This is a genomic window from Erythrobacter sp. SN6-5 (assembly GCF_057364945.1).
This window is the reverse complement of sequence record NZ_CP200282.1, coordinates 1,974,403-1,992,062: the sequence shown is the minus strand read 5'-3', so window position 1 is coordinate 1,992,062 and position 17,660 is coordinate 1,974,403. Positions and strand designations below refer to the sequence as shown.

Here is a 17,660-nt window from a genome sequence, read left to right as displayed (position 1 = left end):
TTACGTCTACCGAATGATAAAGCTGGACCTGTCGACACCGCTATTTCCGGTACGCGCATCAAAGGCCGTGACCAAAATCTCATACACCCCTTTTTCGGCGGACGGGATGTCAACGGCATACCGGCTCGTCTGACCGGCATATTCTAACGTATATGTATCGACCTCTCGACCATTATGCTTGATCAGAGCAGACACCTCTATCTGGTCAGCGTCCCACGTTCCACCGGGAGTGGTCGGGCACCCGCAAATCATGATCACATTTGCCTCCACCCGCATCATAGACGGGTTATCATCGACATAACTGTGTGCGCCTGGCGACAGAATATCGACTGCAAAGCCTGGCACAATCAGCAACCAGCCATCCCCTGCCTCAATGTGTTTCCCTGGCAGCACCCAGCGCGTGGACGATGCCTCTGCCTGGACTTGCGGTTGGCCACGTGGCCCGCGAACTGTCACGCGGATACGGCGCGGCTCGGCAATATCCAATGTCGCACGATAAACAGCGCTGTCGGCATCCGAGCGAGTATCATATCGCAGCTTTGGACGCAGCAAAATGCGCTCAGTATTGCCAGTGGTGCCGCTCGTGATCCCCTGATCCAGAACTTCACCAGTGTCCGCATCTTCAATTGTCACTGCCATGCCTGACATGCTGGTGCCGATGAACTTCGCATCTTGAGTCAGCGCGCGCACCGCGATCCTTGTCTCTTCTGCGGCAAGTGGAAGGGTGGGCAGGCACAGAACCAGAAAGCAGGCCAGCAATCGCGTCATGGCATTACATCCTCATTGTCAAAGTCGCTATCTGAGCAGCCGTTTTGTGAGCCAAAAGGAGCGGAAGATCAATTGAAAGAATGCGGTTCCGATAAACCCCGCACGTCCATGCCTATGCAGGAAAAGTGAGGTTTCTATCGTTAGGTCCGCCTACCTATTTCGGAGGGCTGACACCGGTAATTCAAGATCAGATTTTTCAGATTGAGCGAACACTGCGCTGTTCGAAGACCGGCGCCCTGCGGCCATTGAGGCCATCACTGGAGAGGCAAAAGGTGCCGTTTAGGCCGATATAAGGAAATCGGTGGGGGGTTCTGTTGCTAGGCCCCCCCAGGCCCCCGGAATCCGCTTCTGTTGCCCGGTGGGTCCAACCGCGCTTTAGCTTTGTAAATTCAGGCCGTTAAGCCGTCACATTACGCTGCGATTGCGAGTGCTTCGTTATCGTTTGCACTTATAAAAATGAGCCTTTTACGGGGTTTCTCAACCCGGGCAAAAACTACGCCTTTCAACACACGTCGATCCTAGTTCGGCCCCGTCAAAAACCTCGTAAAAACCGAGAGTTATGGTGGAGCCGCCGGGTACTGCCCCCGGGTCCGTTGCATCTATTATACGCAGCAATTTATCGCCATATCCCGCAAAAACGGGCAGGACCTATATAGACCCTGCCCGCTTAATGTGAAGTATATGCTTATTTGCGGCAGTCCTAGCCACCCGCGCCCTCCACCCTTCCACCCGGAGCCTACCGGGATACCATCCGGGTGGAAGGGTGGAGGGCGCGGGTGGCTAGGCGAGCTCGGGACCGAAACCCCGAGCGCACCTGCTAAAACCCTATTTTTTCAGCGCGTCGCGAATTTCCGTCAGCAGATCGATCTCGCTAGGGCCTGCGTCTTCCGCTGCTTCCTCTTCCTGCTTCTCAAACTTCGCTTTTGCTTTCTCGGCGTAGCGCACCAGCAGAAAGATGATGAAGGCGAGGATCACAAAATTAATGATTGCCGTAACGAAAGAGCCCCATGCGAGCACATTGGCACCTGCCTCACGCGCTGCCTCAAGACTCATACCCGCCTCAACTTCACCAGACAAAACGATGTATTTGTTGCTGAAATCAACATCACCGAAGATCAAGCCGACGATCGGCATGATCAGATCAGAGGTCATCGATGCGACAATGACAGCAAATGCGCCCGCGATAATGACCGCAACGGCCAGCTCCATCACGTTACCTTTGGCGATAAAATCTTTGAAATCCGAAAACATGTTATTTTCTCCCTAGACCCGAATTCAGCCCCTATTTTGCAGCAATTTCAGCCTTTGCCAAGCACACAGCGCCGCCCGTCCACTGCTTGAAAGCGGATTTAGGTGTGCTATATATATAGTACAGGACACACTTCTTATTGATGGTGCGCGCGCCGATCTGGCTGCGCGAGGGAAAGGGACATTCATGAATTTTAGGAATATTCGCCGCTTTGCGCTGGTCGCGGCTGCTTCTTTGGGTCTGGCCGCGTGCGGTATCAACTCCGTGCCCGCCGCTGAAGAAAATGCGAAGGCAAAATGGGCTGATGTACAAAGCGCCTACCAGCGCCGTGCTGATCTCATACCAAATTTGGTGTCGACAGTCGAAGCCGCGGCCGAGTCCGAAGAGGCAATCCTCACTCAAGTGACCGAGGCTCGTGCAAAGGCGATGGGTATCACCATCAATACTGATGACCTGTCAAACCCAGAAGAGTTTGCAAAGTTTCAAGAAGGTCAGAACCAGCTAACGCAAGCGCTTGGACAGTTCCGCTCAGTAGTTGAGCAGTACCCACAACTTCAAAGCAACGCTCGTTTCGCAGACTTGATGGTTGCTCTCGAGGGATCTGAAAACCGCATCGATAATGCACGCACAAAATATAACGAGTCAGTGCGCCAGTATAACACCACGATCCGCACCTTCCCCGACACGATAGGAGCGAATATCATTCATGGTGCTGAGCCAATGGAGTCCTTCACAGCACAGCCTGGTTCCGAAGCTGCACCAGAGGTCAATTTCGGTAGTGACGATTGAACGCGAACAACAACTTGTTCATGCTCCGATTTCTGAGATTTTTCGCGCTAATGCTGGCGTTTGTAGCAAGCCCTGCCATGTCACAGGGATTGCCAGACAGTCCAGACGGACCAATTCTGGATCAGGTCGACCTAATCCCTGCTTCTGAAGAAGCTGTTCTTGATCAAAGGCTGCGCAGCTACACAGAACAAACTGGACGTTCCATTGTGGTGGCTATTGTCGCCTCGTTAAATGACGAACCGGTGGATGTGTACGCCAGAAACCTTGGAGAAAAATGGGGTGTCGGCGGAGCAGAAACGGAAGAAGGCGTAGTACTTTTAATAGCTCCTAATGAACGTGAAATGTGGATCAGTACTGCGCGCGGTGTACAAGATAGATTGACCGATATTAGCAGCGGTCGGATCTATCGAGACACTTTACGTCCTGCTTTCCGTGCAGGCGATTTTGTCGGTGGAATTAATACGGCAGTGGACCAAATAGTCGAGCGGCTGGATATGGCACCAGCCCAGGCTCAAGCCATTGCCGAAGCTGAGGCCGCAGCCGAACGCAAGCGTCAATCTGATGGCGGTTTTCCAGTCGGCGCATTGATCTGGCTTGGCTTCATGTTTTTCTTCTTCGTCCTGCCCATTTTACGCGGACGCGGACGGCGCCGCAAATATCGCGCGAAAAAGGGCAGAGGTCCGTGGGGTCGGCGCAGTGATGACCGTGACTGGGGCAATACGGTCGGTGACATCATCCTGTGGGAAGTTGGCAGCGCGATCGTTCGCGGGGCAATGAACGGCGGCGATGATTGGAGCGGCGGAGGCAGCTTCGGCGGTGGAGGTGGAGGCTTCGGCGGCTTCGGTGGAGGCGGCGGAGGCTTTAATGGTGGCGGTGCAGGAGGAGGTTGGTAGATGTCATATCTGTCCGACGCGCAGCACAAAATTGTCTCAGACGCGGTTGGCGAAGCTGAACTCACGACCTCAGGCGAAATCCTGACCGTCCTCGCGGACCGGTCCGACGGTTATTCCGACATCTCTTTGTTTTGGGCAGCCGCGCTATCATTCACGATGATGAGCCTGTTTGCCGCCCTGCCCCAGCCTTTCCTTGATTTCTGGGACAGTCTGTTCGGCGGATGGGGTCATGAATGGAGCACTGGTGAATTGGCCAGCATGACAATCGCGCTCGGCCTCATCACATTTGTGATCGCTTGGGCTGCGCAATTGTGGGACCCGCTGCGCTTTGCACTGATCCCCGGCCCGGTCAAAACCGCGCGTGTCCACGGCCAGGCGGTCAAACACTTTAAAGTGGGCGCGGAAGCCCGGACCCATGGCCACACCGGTATCCTCATCTATCTGTCGATGCGCGAGCACCGCGCAGAAATCGTCGCAGACCAGCCGATAGCGGAGAAAGTCCCGGCCGAGATCTGGGGCGAGGCGATGGCCGATATGCTGGTTGAAATCAGGCGGGGCCATATCGCCGAAGGCATGGCAGCCGGTGTGCGCGACGTTGGACAAGTGCTGTCCGAGCATTTTGAACGCGCCGAAGATGACGAGAACGAGCTTCCCGACCGCTTGATCGAAGTCTAAGCATAGCCGCCATGAGCGCCGACACCCCCGGATTCGATATCCCTGACACTGCAGGCCTTGTTCGCGATATGGACGCGGACAAGCCTGAAGAAGTCATGTGGGAAGGCAAATTCATCACCGCCAAACGCCGCGGCCGCTGGGAATACGTTGGGCGTTCGCGCGGTATCCGCGCCGCCGCGATCATCGCCATCGACACAGACCCAGACGGCGAACCTTACGTCATTCTGGTCAGCCAATATCGCGTCCCGCTCGGTCAGTTCTGTCTTGAGATCCCGGCAGGCCTCGTCGGCGATGACGAAGGCAAGCAGGGGGAAGCTGCGGAAGAGGCGGCGCTGAGAGAACTCGAAGAAGAGACCGGCTACACCGCCGAGCGTATGGAAAACCTCGGTGAGTTTTACTCCTCACCAGGAATGGTCAGCGAATGCTTCACTCTGCTGCGCGCGCATGGCCTCAAGAAGGTCAGCGCTGGCGGCGGCACAGACAGCGAAAATATCATCACCCACCGCGTTGCGCTGAGCGAATTGCCATGCTTCGTTGCCGATTGGCGAGCAGCCGGGCATGGGGTCGATGTGCGCATATCCCTGTTCATGATGAGCGGGCTTCTAACAGCACAAAACACTTGAGAGGATTGATCACATGCCAACCACCCGCCCCGGACGCGTAGAGGGTAAGCTCGCATTGGTAACTGGCGCGGCGCAGGGCCTTGGCCGGGCGCACAGCATGCGGCTCGCTCAAGAAGGCGCGCGTGTGCTTTGCACCGACATCAACGGGCAAGGCGCGCAGGACACCGCCGCTTTGATCAATTCCGAAGTCGGCTCAGGCCACGCGTTTGGCATCACCCATGACGTCACCGACCCACAGGCCTGGGAGGCCGCCGTCGATGCAGCTCGCGAGGAACTCGGCGGCCTCAACGTGCTGGTCAACAATGCCGGGATTGGTGTCGCAGGGAATATTGAGACGTGCGATTTTGATGATTGGAAGCGCTGCTTCTCGATCAATGTCGATTCCATCTTTCACGGCTGTCAAAAGGCTTTGCCGTTGATGCGCGAACACGCGCCAGGCTCGATCATTAACATCAGCTCAATCGCAGGTCTGATCGCGAGCGACACGATGCCAGCCTACAACGCGTCGAAAGCAAGCGTTTGGATGCTGTCAAAATCAATCGCGCTGCATTGTGCAAAGAAGAATATGCAAATCCGCTGTAACTCAGTGCACCCGACCTTTGTTGATACGCCGATCCTTGATGGAACGGCGCAGCATGCCGGGATCGAAAAGGATGTACTGCTTGATAAGCTCGCGCGGCAAATTCCACTGAAATTCGTTGGTGAGCCGAATGATATCGCCAATGCGGTGCTCTACCTTGCCAGCGACGAAAGCCGCTTTGTTACCGGAGCGGAAATCAAGCTCGACGGCGGTATCTCAGCGATGTGATGTTTGGCGGGGCTTTCTGCTCACTGCGGCAAGCCCCTGGCCTCTGGCCCAGATACAAAAGAGGGGCCGTTTGGCCCCTCCCGGTTTTTTTATATTCGATACGCAGCGGTCCGAAAAACCGGGTTATCCGCTTGTCGTTGCTGCGTATCAGTCGGCAATCAGTCCAACTGCGATGTAGATCGGAATGGTCAGGCCAAAGCCAAGCAGTGTTGCCGCTACAAAGCCAATCCGAACGATGATTGGATCGATGCCGGTGTAGTTTGCGATGCCTAGCGCTAACGCCCATCAGTTTGCCATTGTGCTTATCCAGGCGAAATCCAGCGCGCGGCGGTTTGCCATTGGGGGAGTTGGTTACGTTGTTCATGCCATCACTCCAAATGCGAGTGCAGGAGAGGCTGGGATAATCGCCGTGGCCATGAACACAGCGGAGATTGCGATGGCCGAGACGGCTGCAAACACACGGCTGCTAAGGTCAATTGAAGCGAACATTTTGATTGGGTTTCCTTTGATTAGATTGATTGGTTGGTTCTGGTTCGATCAGAAAATCAGGCAAACATTCCAGGTGAGCCGGGGACAATCGCGCTGGCCATTACAATGGATGAAATTACGACTGAGAAAGCGGCTACGAGCAGGCGAGAAGCGATGTCGTTGCTAAACATGATGTGGTCCTTTTTAATGAAACGTTCGGCTTGGAACTAAGCGAACAATTGTGGGCTGGCTGGGAGGATCGCTGTGGCCATGAACACTGCCGAGATGGCAAGTGAGAAAGCTGCGGCGAAGAGGCGGTCTGAAGTATCGGTAGCGAACATTGTTGGTCTCCTTGGTCTTTGTTGCGTTCCTGGTGAGTTTGTATCACTGGATGCCAAATACATTGCAGGAGCCGTGCCAAACTCAAAAAACGGGGGAATTCTGCCGTTTCTTGAGTTTACAAGTTTTAACTTCATGTTCATCAAACCGAAAGGTTGGGAATTTTCACCATCTATTGGGATTTATATTTTCCGGTGGATTTTCATGGCCATTCTTCACGCCCATGCTAACCCTGCGCGCTCTATGGCGCTCGAGAAGATTTCCCTCGAAAATTTCCGCAATCATGCGGGCAGTGAGCTCTCAAAGACCGCCAAGTTCAATCTCTTGGTCGGCGACAATGGTGCTGGCAAAACCAATATATTGGAGGCGCTATCGCTGCTCAGTCCGGGGCGCGGTATCCGGCGTGCGGCTCTGACCGAATTGGCGCGGCAGAACTCGGAAGGGCCGAGCGCTGGCGGATTTGCGATCGGCGCGAGCCTGACCGAGCAAGGCCTGATCAGCGCGCGGATCGGCACATATGTGGAGCCTGACCAACCGCGCCGCCGCCTGGTGCGGATCAATGGCGCCGATGCGAGCGCCAGCGCGCTCAGCGAATGGCTCGCCATTTCCTGGCTGACCCCAGCAATGGACGGCCTATTCATGGATTCAGCTGGCGCGCGCCGCCGCTTTGTTGACCGCATGACGCTGGCGATAGAGCCAGGCCACGCCAAATCGGTATCACAGCTCGAAACTGCCCTGCGCGAACGCAACAAGCTTCTTGAGGAACGCGGCGATGCACGCTGGCTTGATGCGATTGAGGCTCAGGCCGCTCAGCATGGCGCCGATGTTGCGGGCAATCGTATGGCTCTTATCGAAGCATTGGGCGTGGAGCTGTCCGCCCTTCCCGCTCAGCCATTCGCTCGCCCGGTCCTGACTTACCGCCCCGGCGGACCAATGGAAGCGCAGGCGCTGTGCGATGAGCTTGGCCGTCAACGCAGGCGCGATAGGGCCGCTGGACGCGCACTGACCGGGCCGCACCGCGATGAGCTAGATGTGGTTATGGCTAGGCTCTGGGCAGTCCGCCGCCTCGTGCTCTACTGGCGAGCAAAAGGCGATGCTGATCGCCATCACATTGGCGCACGGCGTTTTGGCTGCTGAAGGACGGCCTTCGGTGCTGTTGCTGGATGAAGTAGCCGCTCACCTGGATCCTGTGCGCCGCGCGACGCTGTTTGAACGTTTGGGTCAAGGCCGCGCGCAGGTCTGGATGACCGGCACGGAGCTATCGCCATTTGAAGAGGTCACAGCAGAGGCGGCAGTCTGGCAGGTGAGCAAGGGAACGCTAAAGCGGCTCTAGTTCGCGCCGCTGCTCACTTCCTCGTCCTGAGGCAAAACGGCAGACACCTGATCCAAAGTCGCCGCGACCAAGCGGTCAATCCCTTCCTCGGTCGGATGGATCCGGTCGGATTGGAACAGGTCGGGCTCTTGATAGATATCCTCCAACCAGAACGGGATCAGTGCCGCGCCGTATTCGCGCGCCAGCTCACCATACATGCCATCAAACTCGGCCTGATATTCTGGGCCATAATTGGGCGGCGCGCGCATCCCCATCAGCAGAACCGGGATCTCCCGTGTTTTCAGCTCATCCAGCATTGCAACAAAATTTGCCCGCGTTTCATCCGGTTCGATCCCGCGCAGCAGATCATTCCCGCCAAGCTCCAGAATAAACAGGTCCGGCTGTTCTTCCTGCGCATCCAGCGTAAAGGAGAGCCGTTGCCGCCCGGCAGAACTGGTATCGCCAGAAATGCCCGCATTGGCGACCAGCGCATTGATACCGGCTGCGCGCAAAGCGCCCTGCAATTTTGCCGGATAGCTGTCTTCTTTGGCTACGTTGTACCCAGCGAACAGGCTATCCCCAAACGCGACAATGCGTCGCTCTGGACCTTCGACGGGAACTGGAGTGCCCGCTTGTGGGTTAGCAATGGCAATATCACCATTCCCTGCGCCAGCAGCGACCGTATCAGGAGCCTCACTGCCACATGCCGCCAAAGCCAGCACCAACACGGGTGCTGCCAGTTTTAGCGGTTTCTTCGACCAAACGCTGATGCGCATCTATGAGCCTCCGACTTCAGTATCTTGTTTGCAACCCACCCCTATGCCATCTGGACCTTGTGAAAAACCCTTCTCTCGCGATCTCCGCACGTAACCTTAAACTCACCCTCGGTTCGGCCCAAGCGCCGGTCGATATCCTGCGCGGTATCGACCTCGACATTGCCACTGGCGAAGTCGTTGCGCTGCTCGGCCCATCCGGCTCTGGGAAAAGTTCGCTTATGGCGGTGCTTTCCGGGCTGGAGCGCGCAACCAGCGGCAGTCTCGATGTCGCAGGCGAGGATTTTGCCAACCTTGATGAGGATGGCCTTGCCCGCGCCCGGAGGGGACGGATCGGGATCGTGCTGCAAGCTTTCCACCTGCTCCCAACCATGACAGCGGCAGAAAACGTGGCCACTCCGATGGAGCTGTCTGGCGGCGAGCATCCACGAAAGCGTGCAGAAGCAGAATTGCAAGCGGTTGGACTTGGCCACCGGATAGGCCATTATCCAACGCAATTGTCTGGCGGTGAACAACAGCGCGTGGCTATTGCCCGCGCAATCGCGCCCCGCCCAAGCCTGATCTTCGCGGACGAGCCCACCGGCAACCTTGATGCAGCGACCGGCCAAGAGATTATCGACCTGCTGTTTGAGCGCCGCGCAGAAACCGGCGCCACTCTGCTCATCATCACCCACGATCCCAAGCTTGCCGAACGATGCGAGCGGGTGATCACCATGGCTGATGGCATCATTGCGTCTGATACGTCGGACACTGCGGTTGGGGCTTCTGCCGCGTGAGCACCGAGATATCTTCGGCCACGCTTTCTTGGGGCGGCGCATGGCGGATTGCCCGGCGCGATCTCAACGCGCGCTTTCGCGGGCTTCGCCTGCTGCTGGTGTGCATCTTCCTCGGCACGGCAGCTCTCGCCGCCATCGGCACGCTGACGGCGGCGATTGAGCGTGAGCTGGAATCGAACGGGCAAGAACTGCTCGGCGGCGATCTGGAAATTGAGATTTGGCAGCGCAGCCTCAACGAGCAAGAGCTCAGCGCGATCGGCGAATATGGCGAGATATCGGGCGGCACCCGCCTGCAAGCCATGGCCTCCAGCGGCGAAAACGCTGCGCCGATTGAGCTGAAGGCCGTGGATCAGAAATGGCCGCTCTACGGCACACTCACTTTAAACGATGGCAGCACGACCGGCGCGCCGTCCGGCAATAATGCCTATCTCGGCCAAGGCGCGATGGATCGACTCGACATCGCTGTTGGCGAGACCTTCCGCGTCGGCACAGTCGACCTGATTGCCGCTGGCGTCATCGAGAACGAGCCTGACCGCCTGTCTGAAGGCTTCCAATTGGGGCCGACAATTATCGTCGCAGAGGACGTGCCAGGCCGTGCAGGCTTGCTAGAGCCGGGTTCGCTTTATGAAAGCAAATATCGCGTCGCTTTTGCCAACCAAGCCCGTGACCCCGGCGAGGTCGAAGAAGAGCTGACCGAAGTCTTCCCCAATTCCGGTTTCGACTTCCGTACCCGAGACCGCGCATCGCCTGGCGCAGACCGTTTTGTCCAGCGCATGAGTGACTTTCTGACGCTGGTTGGTCTGGCTGCTCTGGTTATTGCCGGCATTGGCATTGCTGGCGGCGTCTCGTCCTATCTGGAGGCCCGCAGAGGCAGCATTGCTACGCTAAAGGTGCTGGGTGCATCATCCACCGACATCGTCCGCATATACGCCATGCAAATCGCGGTTGTCGCGCCTATCGGCAGCGCAGCCGGGCTGACCGTAGGCGTGCTGGTGACCCCGGTGCTTGGCGCCGCCCTTGAAGGCTTGCTGCCGGTCGAAGCTGGCTTTGTGATTGAGCCTGCACCGCTACTGCTCGCGGCGGCTTACGGCTTGCTCGTTGCCTTTGCCTTTGCCGCAGCGCCGCTTTTGCGAGCACGCACTTTCCCCGCAATGGCTCTGATGCGCTCCAGCACTCCGCTGTCGAACACCGATTGGCGGCCATTGCTCTGGACCGGCGCAGGCATTGGTGCCGTCTGTATCCTGGCTCTAATCAGCACCAACCAGCTGGTTCTGACCGCTGGATTCCTATTTGGCGCGGGCGGCGCGTTGCTCGCCCTCGGAGCCTTGGGCATCGCGATCCAAAAGCTCGCGCGCGGTGCACCCCGGCCCAGCAATCCGTTGCTCCGCAGCGCAGTCACCAATCTGCATCGCCCCGGCGCGCCTACCGGCTCTTTGGTCACCGCGCTTGGTTTTGGCTTGGCTGCGTTTGTCCTATTGGCCGCTGTACAAAGCGCGATTGATGGCAATATCCAAAGCCGCGTCCCAGCAGAGGCGCCCGATTACTTCGTGCTCGACGTGCCGCGCGAAGGGGAGGAGACCTTTCGCGGTCTAATCGATGAGCAATTCCCCGGTTCCAATATCCGCGCCGTGCCAACCTTGCGCGGTTCCGTGCTTGCCTTTGGCCCTGAAGGCGCGATGCAGCGCGTGGCCGACCTTGAAGAGATACCAGAAGGCGCATGGGCGCTGCGCGGCGAGCGCGGCCTCACCTATGCCGACGAGTTGCCAGTCGGAAACAGCCTAACCGAAGGCGAATGGTGGAACGAAGGCCATTCAGGTGACCCGCTGGTGTCGATCGATGCGCAATTGGCCGAGGGAGCTGATCTGGGCATTGGCGACAAGCTGACGATTGGCGTGCTCGGGATTGAGCGCACCGTCACCGTTGCTAATATCCGAGAAATCGACTGGGAAAGCATGGGTTTCAACTATGCTCTCGTTTTCTCCGAAAACGCGATTTCCGACGCGCCGCACAATCTAGCGGCGACCATTGAGCTGCCCGCCTCCGCAGGCGATGAAGGGCGCGGCGAATTGCTCCGCGCAATGGTGCGCGAGTTCCCTTCAAGCTCCGTGGTCGAGGTAAAGGACGTGCTGACCGAAGCGCGCACAATCCTGCAGCAGGTGGGCCTCGCGACCTTGGCTGCGGCTGCCGTCACAGTCCTCGCCGGACTGGCAGTGTTGATGGGCGCGATTGCAGCAGCACGGGCCGCACGGATGCACGACACCGTCGTTCTGCGCGTGCTTGGAGCAAGCCGTAAGCAGGTGCTGCTGATGCAGCTGGCGGAATATGGCCTGATCGCCGGTTTGCTGGCGTTGGTTGCGCTCGGCCTTGGTTCGGCGCTCGCTTGGGTGATTATCACCCAGCTATTTGAATTCGATTGGTTGCCAGCCTGGGGCGAAGTGCTGAGCGTGCTCGGCCTAGGTCTGTTTATGGTGCTGGCATTCGCTCTGGGCGGGTCTCTGCCGCTGCTGCGCGCAAAACCGGCGCAGGCGCTGAGGGAACTTTAGGCAAAGAAAAAGGGGGAGCTTGCACCAGCAAGCCCCCCTCTTAGTATTTATCGAGCCTATTCGAAAACCGAGGAACTGGTCGGGTTCTTTGGGTCTGGACCAAACCGGTTTGGTCCTGCCGTACCTGGCAGACACATAAGCACCAAAAACCCGATGCTAGCCAGAAAACCAACAAATGGGATCAGGCTCGCAACCATGACGCCGAGATACCACCAACCCGACATATCGCGATCATGCAAACGGCGGACGACAACCGCAATCGACGGGATGAAAATCGCCAGGGCATAAATACCAAAGATACCAAGCAGCAAAGTGCTCATCACCCCGCCGCCAGACAACGCATTTTCAATTGCTGCTGCTTCGGCCATCGGATCACCGCTAGCGCCTGCAGCAAAAGAGGCTGACATCATCGAGAAGAAGAAAGGACCAATCAGCACCGCACTGATGATCAGGTTAAGCAGCGCGAACATCCAATATTCTTTGCGCCGGGAGCGTCCCTGAAAATCGGCATAGCGTTTCAGCGGTAAAATCATCCATTCCATGTAAGTGATCCCCTCTAGTAGAAGTTCTAGCCCCAGATCCACGGGACACGCGCCTTTTGCACCATACCTAGGTGTTTAGCGCAATAAAAAAGGGGCCCGCCGTGCTGCGAGCCCCCTTTCATTGTCTTAAATTTGATTCGCAGGGATCAGAACTTGAAGCGTACGACGCCGCCATAGGTGCGCGGTACGCTCGGGTAACCTGAGACCGTACCAGCCTGTGCAACACCATCGAACACAGTCAAAATATAACGATCATTTAGCAAGTTGCGCGCAAATGCCCCCACTTCCAGGCCGTTGTCGAGCTGCAAGGTCACGGAGCCGTTGACGAGGTTAACTTCGCGCTGGAAGTCATTGTCACCGAATGTCGGCAGGCCATTGTTAATCCGCGTATTGCTCTCATGCGAATAATCCAGTCGGCTGACCAGGCGATTGCCACTGTCACCGAATTCATGCGTGTATGTCGCCGAAGTCGAGATGCTAATCGCAGGAATGCCTGCAGGTCGCTCACCAGTAAGATTGCCCACTGGGCTTTCTTCAAAGCTATCGAAGAACGGGTCCAGATAGGTTAGCGAGAAGGTCAGAACGAGCGGATCCGTTGGAACGATCGTCGTATCAAACTCAAAACCTTGAACCGACTGCTGTCCAGCATTTACCAAGGCAAAGCCTGTGCCTGTGAACAGGAAGCTTTGGAAGTTGTCGATGGTCTGATCGAACAGCGCAAGGTTGAAACCAAAGCCATCAAACTGAGCCTTCACACCAATTTCATACACTTCAGCTTCCTCTGGCCCGGCAAAACGAGCGCCAATACCAAGATTGGTAATTGGCAAACCAGCGTCCGTAATAGGTGACGACGGAGCCAAGAAGTTGCTGCCACCAACAACCGCAGAAACCCCTGCCGGTAGAGTCGCTGGGACGAAGTCCCCGAGCGCCGGTCGACTGTCGCGCGACAAGTTGACTGAGCTTGCCTTGAAGCCAGTTGCGAATGAACCGTAAATGTTGATTTCCGGCGATACATCATAAGCAACTCGCAACGTGTACGAGAAATCGGTGTCGCTCGTGCTTGATTGCTCCACACCATTAGGAATGTTCAAGAATGGCGGTTGGAACTGGAACGGAGCAAGCCCAAGTAGCGGGTTTTGTGCAGGGTCGAGAGCCGCCGCACCCAAACCATCTTGCGTAGCCTGAGGCAGCGCAAGGAACTGCTCACGTGTGGTAACTCCGCCCATGGTCGCACCAGTAATGAAGGCGTCTGCCAAATTCACATTCGCCAATTCATCAAACGACGTCTGGCTGAGGGCAAAATCTTTCTCATCATCAGTGTAGTTGAAACCACCTGTGAATACGAGACCATCCACTGGTTCGAAATCAACCGTCCCGAAAATCGAAAATGACGTATTGTCGAGCGAATAATCTTCGACCGTAAACGCGCCTTCGGAAAAGATGCTATTGAGCGGCAGACCCAATGCTGTCTCTACCCCCAAGAACGTACCTGGGCCAGTAGGCGTCAGCAGCTCGAAAAATGTGCGACTGGCACCCCCTATGTTCAACTCGCTATTTTGCTGGATACTTTCATCAAAGTAGAAACCACCGAGCAAGAAATTGATCGGACCATCGAAATCCGAAGCAATTCGGAATTCTTGAGTAAAGGTTTCAACTTCCTGATCGCGAATTTCATTGACGATATCGGCGCTTGTAAAATCGACATCCTGATCAACAAAGTTCTTCAATTCGCGGTATGCGGTAATAGACGTTACCGAAATCGCGCCGATATCCCAGTCAACTTGAACTGAACCACCATAGTTATCAACTTCGTTGACAGGAGCTCGGTTGAGGAACACTTCATCGCTAAAGAAATCAGTATTCAGCGCGCCACCCACGGCAAAAACCGCTGGCGCTGTCGGGCCTGCGACAATTGTATTAACTGTACAGCAAACTTCATCAATCCGGGAATAATCGGCCTGCGCACGGATTCTAAGATCAGGCGAGACTTCAAATAGCAATTGGCCTCGGAGGCTATACCGGTCACGATCATTGATATCTTCATCAAGATTAACAATCTCGCCAATCCCATCGCGAGAATTATAACTTCCATCGATCGAGAAAGCGATGTTTTCGGTGATTGGTCCCGTGACATCTCCTTTAACAGTAAGCGCGTTGAAATTACCGTAAGTGACTTCGCCTGAACCACCAAACTCAAATTGGGGCTCGCGAGTAACAACCGAGATCACACCTGCCGATGCATTCTTGCCGAACAGAGTGGACTGCGGACCGCGAAGAACTTCGATGCGCTGTACATTTGCCAAATCACCAAGCGAACCAACCGAACGTGACCGGAATACGCCATCAACGAATACGCCGACCGATGGTTCGATACCGAAATTGTTGTCACCGTTACCGAAACCGCGGATGATGAATGTTGTGCTCGACGAGTTTTGAAGCTGGCTCACCCGCAGCGACGGAGTGACGGTTTGCAGGTCGAGTATGTCGCGAATCTGCGCGTTTTCGAGTGTTTCGCTTGAGGTTACAGAGACCGAAACCGGCGTCTCTTGCAGTGTCTGCTCTCGCTTGGTCGCGGTAACAATGATCTGATTGCTGCTGAAGCCATCATCGGCTTCTGGAACTTCTTGATCTTGCGCTGCGGCCATTGTTGGCGCACCAAGCGCGATCGCTGCAGCACCTGTCATCAGGGCAAGACGTTGTAGGCCAAGCAGAACCGGTCGAAATCGAACGCATAGGAACTCCTCTCCAAAAATTCGATCAGCCGCGGTCGCATCTCCAAATGCGTTATACACCGGACTAAGTGGCTATTGTGTTAGGCCAGCACCTGCCGTGCCACAAGCGAGAAACCCCAACAAACCGTGGCTTGCAACAGCTGGTGTTGCATTGGTGACACAGTGAAAAATTGCTGCATTGCGATGATTTTTCGCGTCGCAATCGCTTGCCGTAACGGCGAGCCTGCGCTAGGCGCGCCAGCAATGCTGCATCGCAGCACATGCTCTACTATAAAATAGGCGGGAATTTGGGGCGTCAATCGGACGCCAGTGTCCGCCAATTTCTGTGTTTCTGGTCACCCGGCCTTGCCGCTGACCTTTATTCGAAAGCGTTTTTCAATGTCCGCCTCTCAACCTCGCGCTTTGCGCAACATCGCCATCATCGCGCACGTCGACCACGGCAAAACCACATTGGTCGACCAACTTTTCCGCCAGTCAGGCACATTCCGCGACAACCAGCGGATCGAAGAGCGCGCGATGGACTCAGGTGACCTGGAAAAAGAACGCGGCATTACCATTCTTGCAAAATGCACCAGCGTTGAGTGGGACGGCGCCAATGGCGAAACCACTCGCATCAACATCGTCGATACCCCCGGACACGCCGATTTTGGCGCCGAGGTTGAGCGTATTCTCAGCATGGTCGACGGCGTTATCCTGCTGGTCGACAGCGCAGAAGGCGCCATGCCGCAAACTAAATTCGTCACCGGCAAGGCGCTTGCACTTGGCCTGAAGCCGATTGTTGTCGTCAACAAGGTCGACCGTCCGGACGGGCGCGGCCAGGAAGTTCTGGACGAAGTATTTGACCTGTTCGTCTCGCTCGATGCCAATGATGAACAACTCGATTTCCCAGTGCTCTTCGCTTCAGGCCGCGATGGCTATGCCAGTGAAGATCCAGAGGCCCGCGATGGCACTCTCGCCCCGCTGTTTGAGCGCATCATCGCGCATGTGCCCGCACCTGGCCTAGACACCGAAGGCCCGTTTAGCTTCCTTGCGACCTTGCTTGACCGTGACAATTTCATGGGCCGCGTTCTAACTGGCCGCGTCCAATCGGGCAGCCTCAAGGTCAATGATCCAATCCACGCGATCGATGTCGACGGCAATGTTGTCGAAGTTGGCCGCGCAACCAAGCTTATGAGCTTTGATGGTCTGGAACGCGTTCCGGTTGAAAGCGCGGAGGCTGGTGACATCATCGCACTTGCTGGGCTTGAGAAGGCAACGGTTTCCAACACTATTGCTGATCCAGAGGTGAAAGAGCCAATCGCTGCACAGCCAATCGATCCGCCAACCTTGGCGATGCGCTTTGCCGTGAACGACAGTCCGCTGGCCGGGCTGGAAGGCAGCAAGGTGACGAGCCGGATGATCCGAGACCGTTTGCTGCGCGAGGCAGAAACCAATGTTGCAATCCGCATCACTGAAAGCGACGATAAGGACAGCTTTGAAGTGGCTGGCCGCGGCGAGCTGCAGCTCGGCGTTCTGATCGAGACCATGCGCCGTGAAGGCTTTGAACTCGGCATTTCGCGCCCGAAAGTGCTGTTCCGCGAAGAAGAAGGTCAGCGCATGGAGCCATATGAAACTGTCGTCATCGACGTGGATGACGAGCATTCCGGCACCGTTGTTGAGAAAATGCAGAAACGCAAAGCGGACCTCACCGAAATGCGTCCGTCTGGCGCGGGCAAGACCCGCATAACTTTCTCTGCTCCGTCGCGCGGTCTGATTGGCTATCACGGCGAATTCCTGTCCGACACACGTGGCACAGGCATTATGAACCGTCTGTTTGAGAAATACGGCCCTTACAAAGGCACCGTTGGGGGCCGAAATAATGGTGTCCTTATCTCTAACGGCAATGGCGAGACCAACGCCTATGCGCTCAACATGCTTGAAGAACGCGGCGAGTTGTTCGTTGGAGCAACGGTGAAAGTTTATGAGGGCATGGTGATTGGCGAAAATGCCAAGCCGGATGACCTTGAAGTCAACCCGATGAAGGCCAAGCAGCTTTCCAATGTGCGCTCCTCGGGCAAGGACGATGCGATCCGCCTCACGCCGCCTCGGCGCATGAGCCTGGAGCAGTCGATTGCCTATATCGATGACGATGAAATGGTTGAAGTAACGCCGGAATCCATTCGCCTTCGCAAGTCTTCCTTGTGCCCGCACGAGCGCAAGAAACTGAAGCGTAAGAAAGATGCCGCCTAGGCTGTTGCAGTTTTGCTACAGCCAGAAGATTCATGCCAAATTACCCTTAAATAACTGATTTTCAAAAGTTTTGAAAATAGGTTCACGATTCGAAACTGAATCTATGCATTCGTGTGCATGAAAATTTGCATCGCGGATCCT

Annotated in this window: 18 protein-coding genes and 1 other RNA gene; 10 read left to right on the top strand and 9 right to left on the bottom strand. The window is 56.2% G+C overall.

What is annotated here, in order from left to right:
- Nucleotides 1-6: 6 nt before the first annotated feature.
- The 3 genes from AC0V6Z_RS09840 to mscL form a co-directional block, all read right to left on the bottom strand.
- Nucleotides 7-768: a hypothetical protein gene (locus tag AC0V6Z_RS09840; RefSeq protein ID WP_472638329.1), complete on the bottom strand. Its 762-nt coding sequence runs from the start codon at nt 766-768 to the stop codon at nt 7-9.
- Nucleotides 769-1,105: 337 nt separating this feature from the next.
- Nucleotides 1,106-1,449, bottom strand: a transfer-messenger RNA (tmRNA) gene (ssrA, locus tag AC0V6Z_RS09835).
- Between the two features lie 144 nt (nt 1,450-1,593).
- Entirely contained in the window at nt 1,594-2,019 is a 426-nt protein-coding gene (gene mscL / locus AC0V6Z_RS09830; protein ID WP_472638328.1) for a large conductance mechanosensitive channel protein MscL, read from the bottom strand.
- Nucleotides 2,020-2,203: 184 nt separating this feature from the next.
- Between mscL and AC0V6Z_RS09825 the strand changes: the two genes are divergently transcribed.
- From AC0V6Z_RS09825 to AC0V6Z_RS09805, 5 genes are all read left to right on the top strand, one after another.
- Nucleotides 2,204-2,806, top strand: a complete 603-nt coding sequence (locus tag AC0V6Z_RS09825) for a LemA family protein (RefSeq protein ID WP_472638327.1) — start codon at nt 2,204-2,206, stop codon at nt 2,804-2,806.
- 77 nt (nt 2,807-2,883) lie between these two features.
- Nucleotides 2,884-3,699 (top strand): TPM domain-containing protein, encoded by an 816-nt coding sequence (locus AC0V6Z_RS09820; protein ID WP_472638326.1) that lies wholly within the window; start codon nt 2,884-2,886, stop codon nt 3,697-3,699.
- On the top strand, nt 3,700-4,374 hold the full coding sequence (locus tag AC0V6Z_RS09815; RefSeq protein WP_472638325.1) for a TPM domain-containing protein: 675 nt from the start codon (nt 3,700-3,702) through the stop codon (nt 4,372-4,374). It begins immediately after the preceding gene.
- 11 nt (nt 4,375-4,385) lie between these two features.
- Complete coding sequence (locus AC0V6Z_RS09810) at nt 4,386-4,997, top strand: NUDIX hydrolase (RefSeq protein ID WP_472638324.1); 612 nt, start codon at nt 4,386-4,388, stop codon at nt 4,995-4,997.
- A gap of 13 nt (nt 4,998-5,010) precedes the next feature.
- Complete coding sequence (locus AC0V6Z_RS09805; RefSeq protein WP_472638323.1) at nt 5,011-5,805, top strand: SDR family oxidoreductase; 795 nt, start codon at nt 5,011-5,013, stop codon at nt 5,803-5,805.
- A gap of 147 nt (nt 5,806-5,952) precedes the next feature.
- Here AC0V6Z_RS09805 and AC0V6Z_RS09800 read toward each other — a convergent pair whose 3' ends face one another.
- From AC0V6Z_RS09800 to AC0V6Z_RS09790, 3 genes are all read right to left on the bottom strand, one after another.
- Complete coding sequence (locus tag AC0V6Z_RS09800) at nt 5,953-6,033, bottom strand: hypothetical protein (protein WP_472640889.1); 81 nt, start codon at nt 6,031-6,033, stop codon at nt 5,953-5,955.
- Nucleotides 6,034-6,165: 132 nt separating this feature from the next.
- Complete coding sequence (locus AC0V6Z_RS09795; protein WP_472638322.1) at nt 6,166-6,294, bottom strand: recombination protein F; 129 nt, start codon at nt 6,292-6,294, stop codon at nt 6,166-6,168.
- 206 nt (nt 6,295-6,500) lie between these two features.
- Nucleotides 6,501-6,614 (bottom strand): enoyl-CoA hydratase, encoded by a 114-nt coding sequence (locus tag AC0V6Z_RS09790; protein WP_486138683.1) that lies wholly within the window; start codon nt 6,612-6,614, stop codon nt 6,501-6,503.
- Nucleotides 6,615-6,816: 202 nt separating this feature from the next.
- Here AC0V6Z_RS09790 and AC0V6Z_RS09785 point away from each other — a divergent pair, with 202 nt between their 5' ends.
- Both AC0V6Z_RS09785 and AC0V6Z_RS09780 read left to right on the top strand, forming a co-directional pair.
- Nucleotides 6,817-7,749 carry an AAA family ATPase gene (locus AC0V6Z_RS09785; RefSeq protein ID WP_472638321.1) on the top strand — a complete coding sequence of 311 codons (933 nt, stop codon included), beginning with the start codon at nt 6,817-6,819 and terminating at the stop codon, nt 7,747-7,749.
- Nucleotides 7,706-7,945: a DNA replication/repair protein RecF gene (locus AC0V6Z_RS09780; protein ID WP_472638320.1), complete on the top strand. Its 240-nt coding sequence runs from the start codon at nt 7,706-7,708 to the stop codon at nt 7,943-7,945. The genes AC0V6Z_RS09785 and AC0V6Z_RS09780 overlap by 44 nt, the downstream gene beginning before the upstream one ends.
- Here the strand turns inward: AC0V6Z_RS09780 and AC0V6Z_RS09775 are convergent.
- On the bottom strand, nt 7,942-8,700 hold the full coding sequence (locus AC0V6Z_RS09775) for an arylesterase (protein ID WP_472638319.1): 759 nt from the start codon (nt 8,698-8,700) through the stop codon (nt 7,942-7,944). The two genes, AC0V6Z_RS09780 and AC0V6Z_RS09775, sit on opposite strands and share 4 nt — an antisense overlap.
- Before the next feature lie 59 nt (nt 8,701-8,759).
- Here AC0V6Z_RS09775 and AC0V6Z_RS09770 point away from each other — a divergent pair, with 59 nt between their 5' ends.
- Nucleotides 8,760-9,473 (top strand): ABC transporter ATP-binding protein, encoded by a 714-nt coding sequence (locus AC0V6Z_RS09770; protein ID WP_472638318.1) that lies wholly within the window; start codon nt 8,760-8,762, stop codon nt 9,471-9,473.
- On the top strand, nt 9,470-12,016 hold the full coding sequence (locus tag AC0V6Z_RS09765; RefSeq protein WP_472638317.1) for an ABC transporter permease: 2,547 nt from the start codon (nt 9,470-9,472) through the stop codon (nt 12,014-12,016). The genes AC0V6Z_RS09770 and AC0V6Z_RS09765 overlap by 4 nt, the downstream gene beginning before the upstream one ends.
- A gap of 56 nt (nt 12,017-12,072) precedes the next feature.
- Here AC0V6Z_RS09765 and AC0V6Z_RS09760 read toward each other — a convergent pair whose 3' ends face one another.
- Both AC0V6Z_RS09760 and AC0V6Z_RS09755 read right to left on the bottom strand, forming a co-directional pair.
- The gene (locus AC0V6Z_RS09760) at nt 12,073-12,600 is read right to left on the bottom strand and encodes a DUF805 domain-containing protein (RefSeq protein WP_472638316.1); all 528 of its coding nucleotides are present in this window, start codon (nt 12,598-12,600) and stop codon (nt 12,073-12,075) included.
- A gap of 104 nt (nt 12,601-12,704) precedes the next feature.
- Entirely contained in the window at nt 12,705-15,242 is a 2,538-nt protein-coding gene (locus tag AC0V6Z_RS09755) for a TonB-dependent receptor (RefSeq protein ID WP_472638315.1), read from the bottom strand.
- A gap of 426 nt (nt 15,243-15,668) precedes the next feature.
- Between AC0V6Z_RS09755 and typA the strand changes: the two genes are divergently transcribed.
- Entirely contained in the window at nt 15,669-17,519 is a 1,851-nt protein-coding gene (typA, locus tag AC0V6Z_RS09750) for a translational GTPase TypA (RefSeq protein WP_472638314.1), read from the top strand.
- Nucleotides 17,520-17,660: the final 141 nt, after the last annotated feature.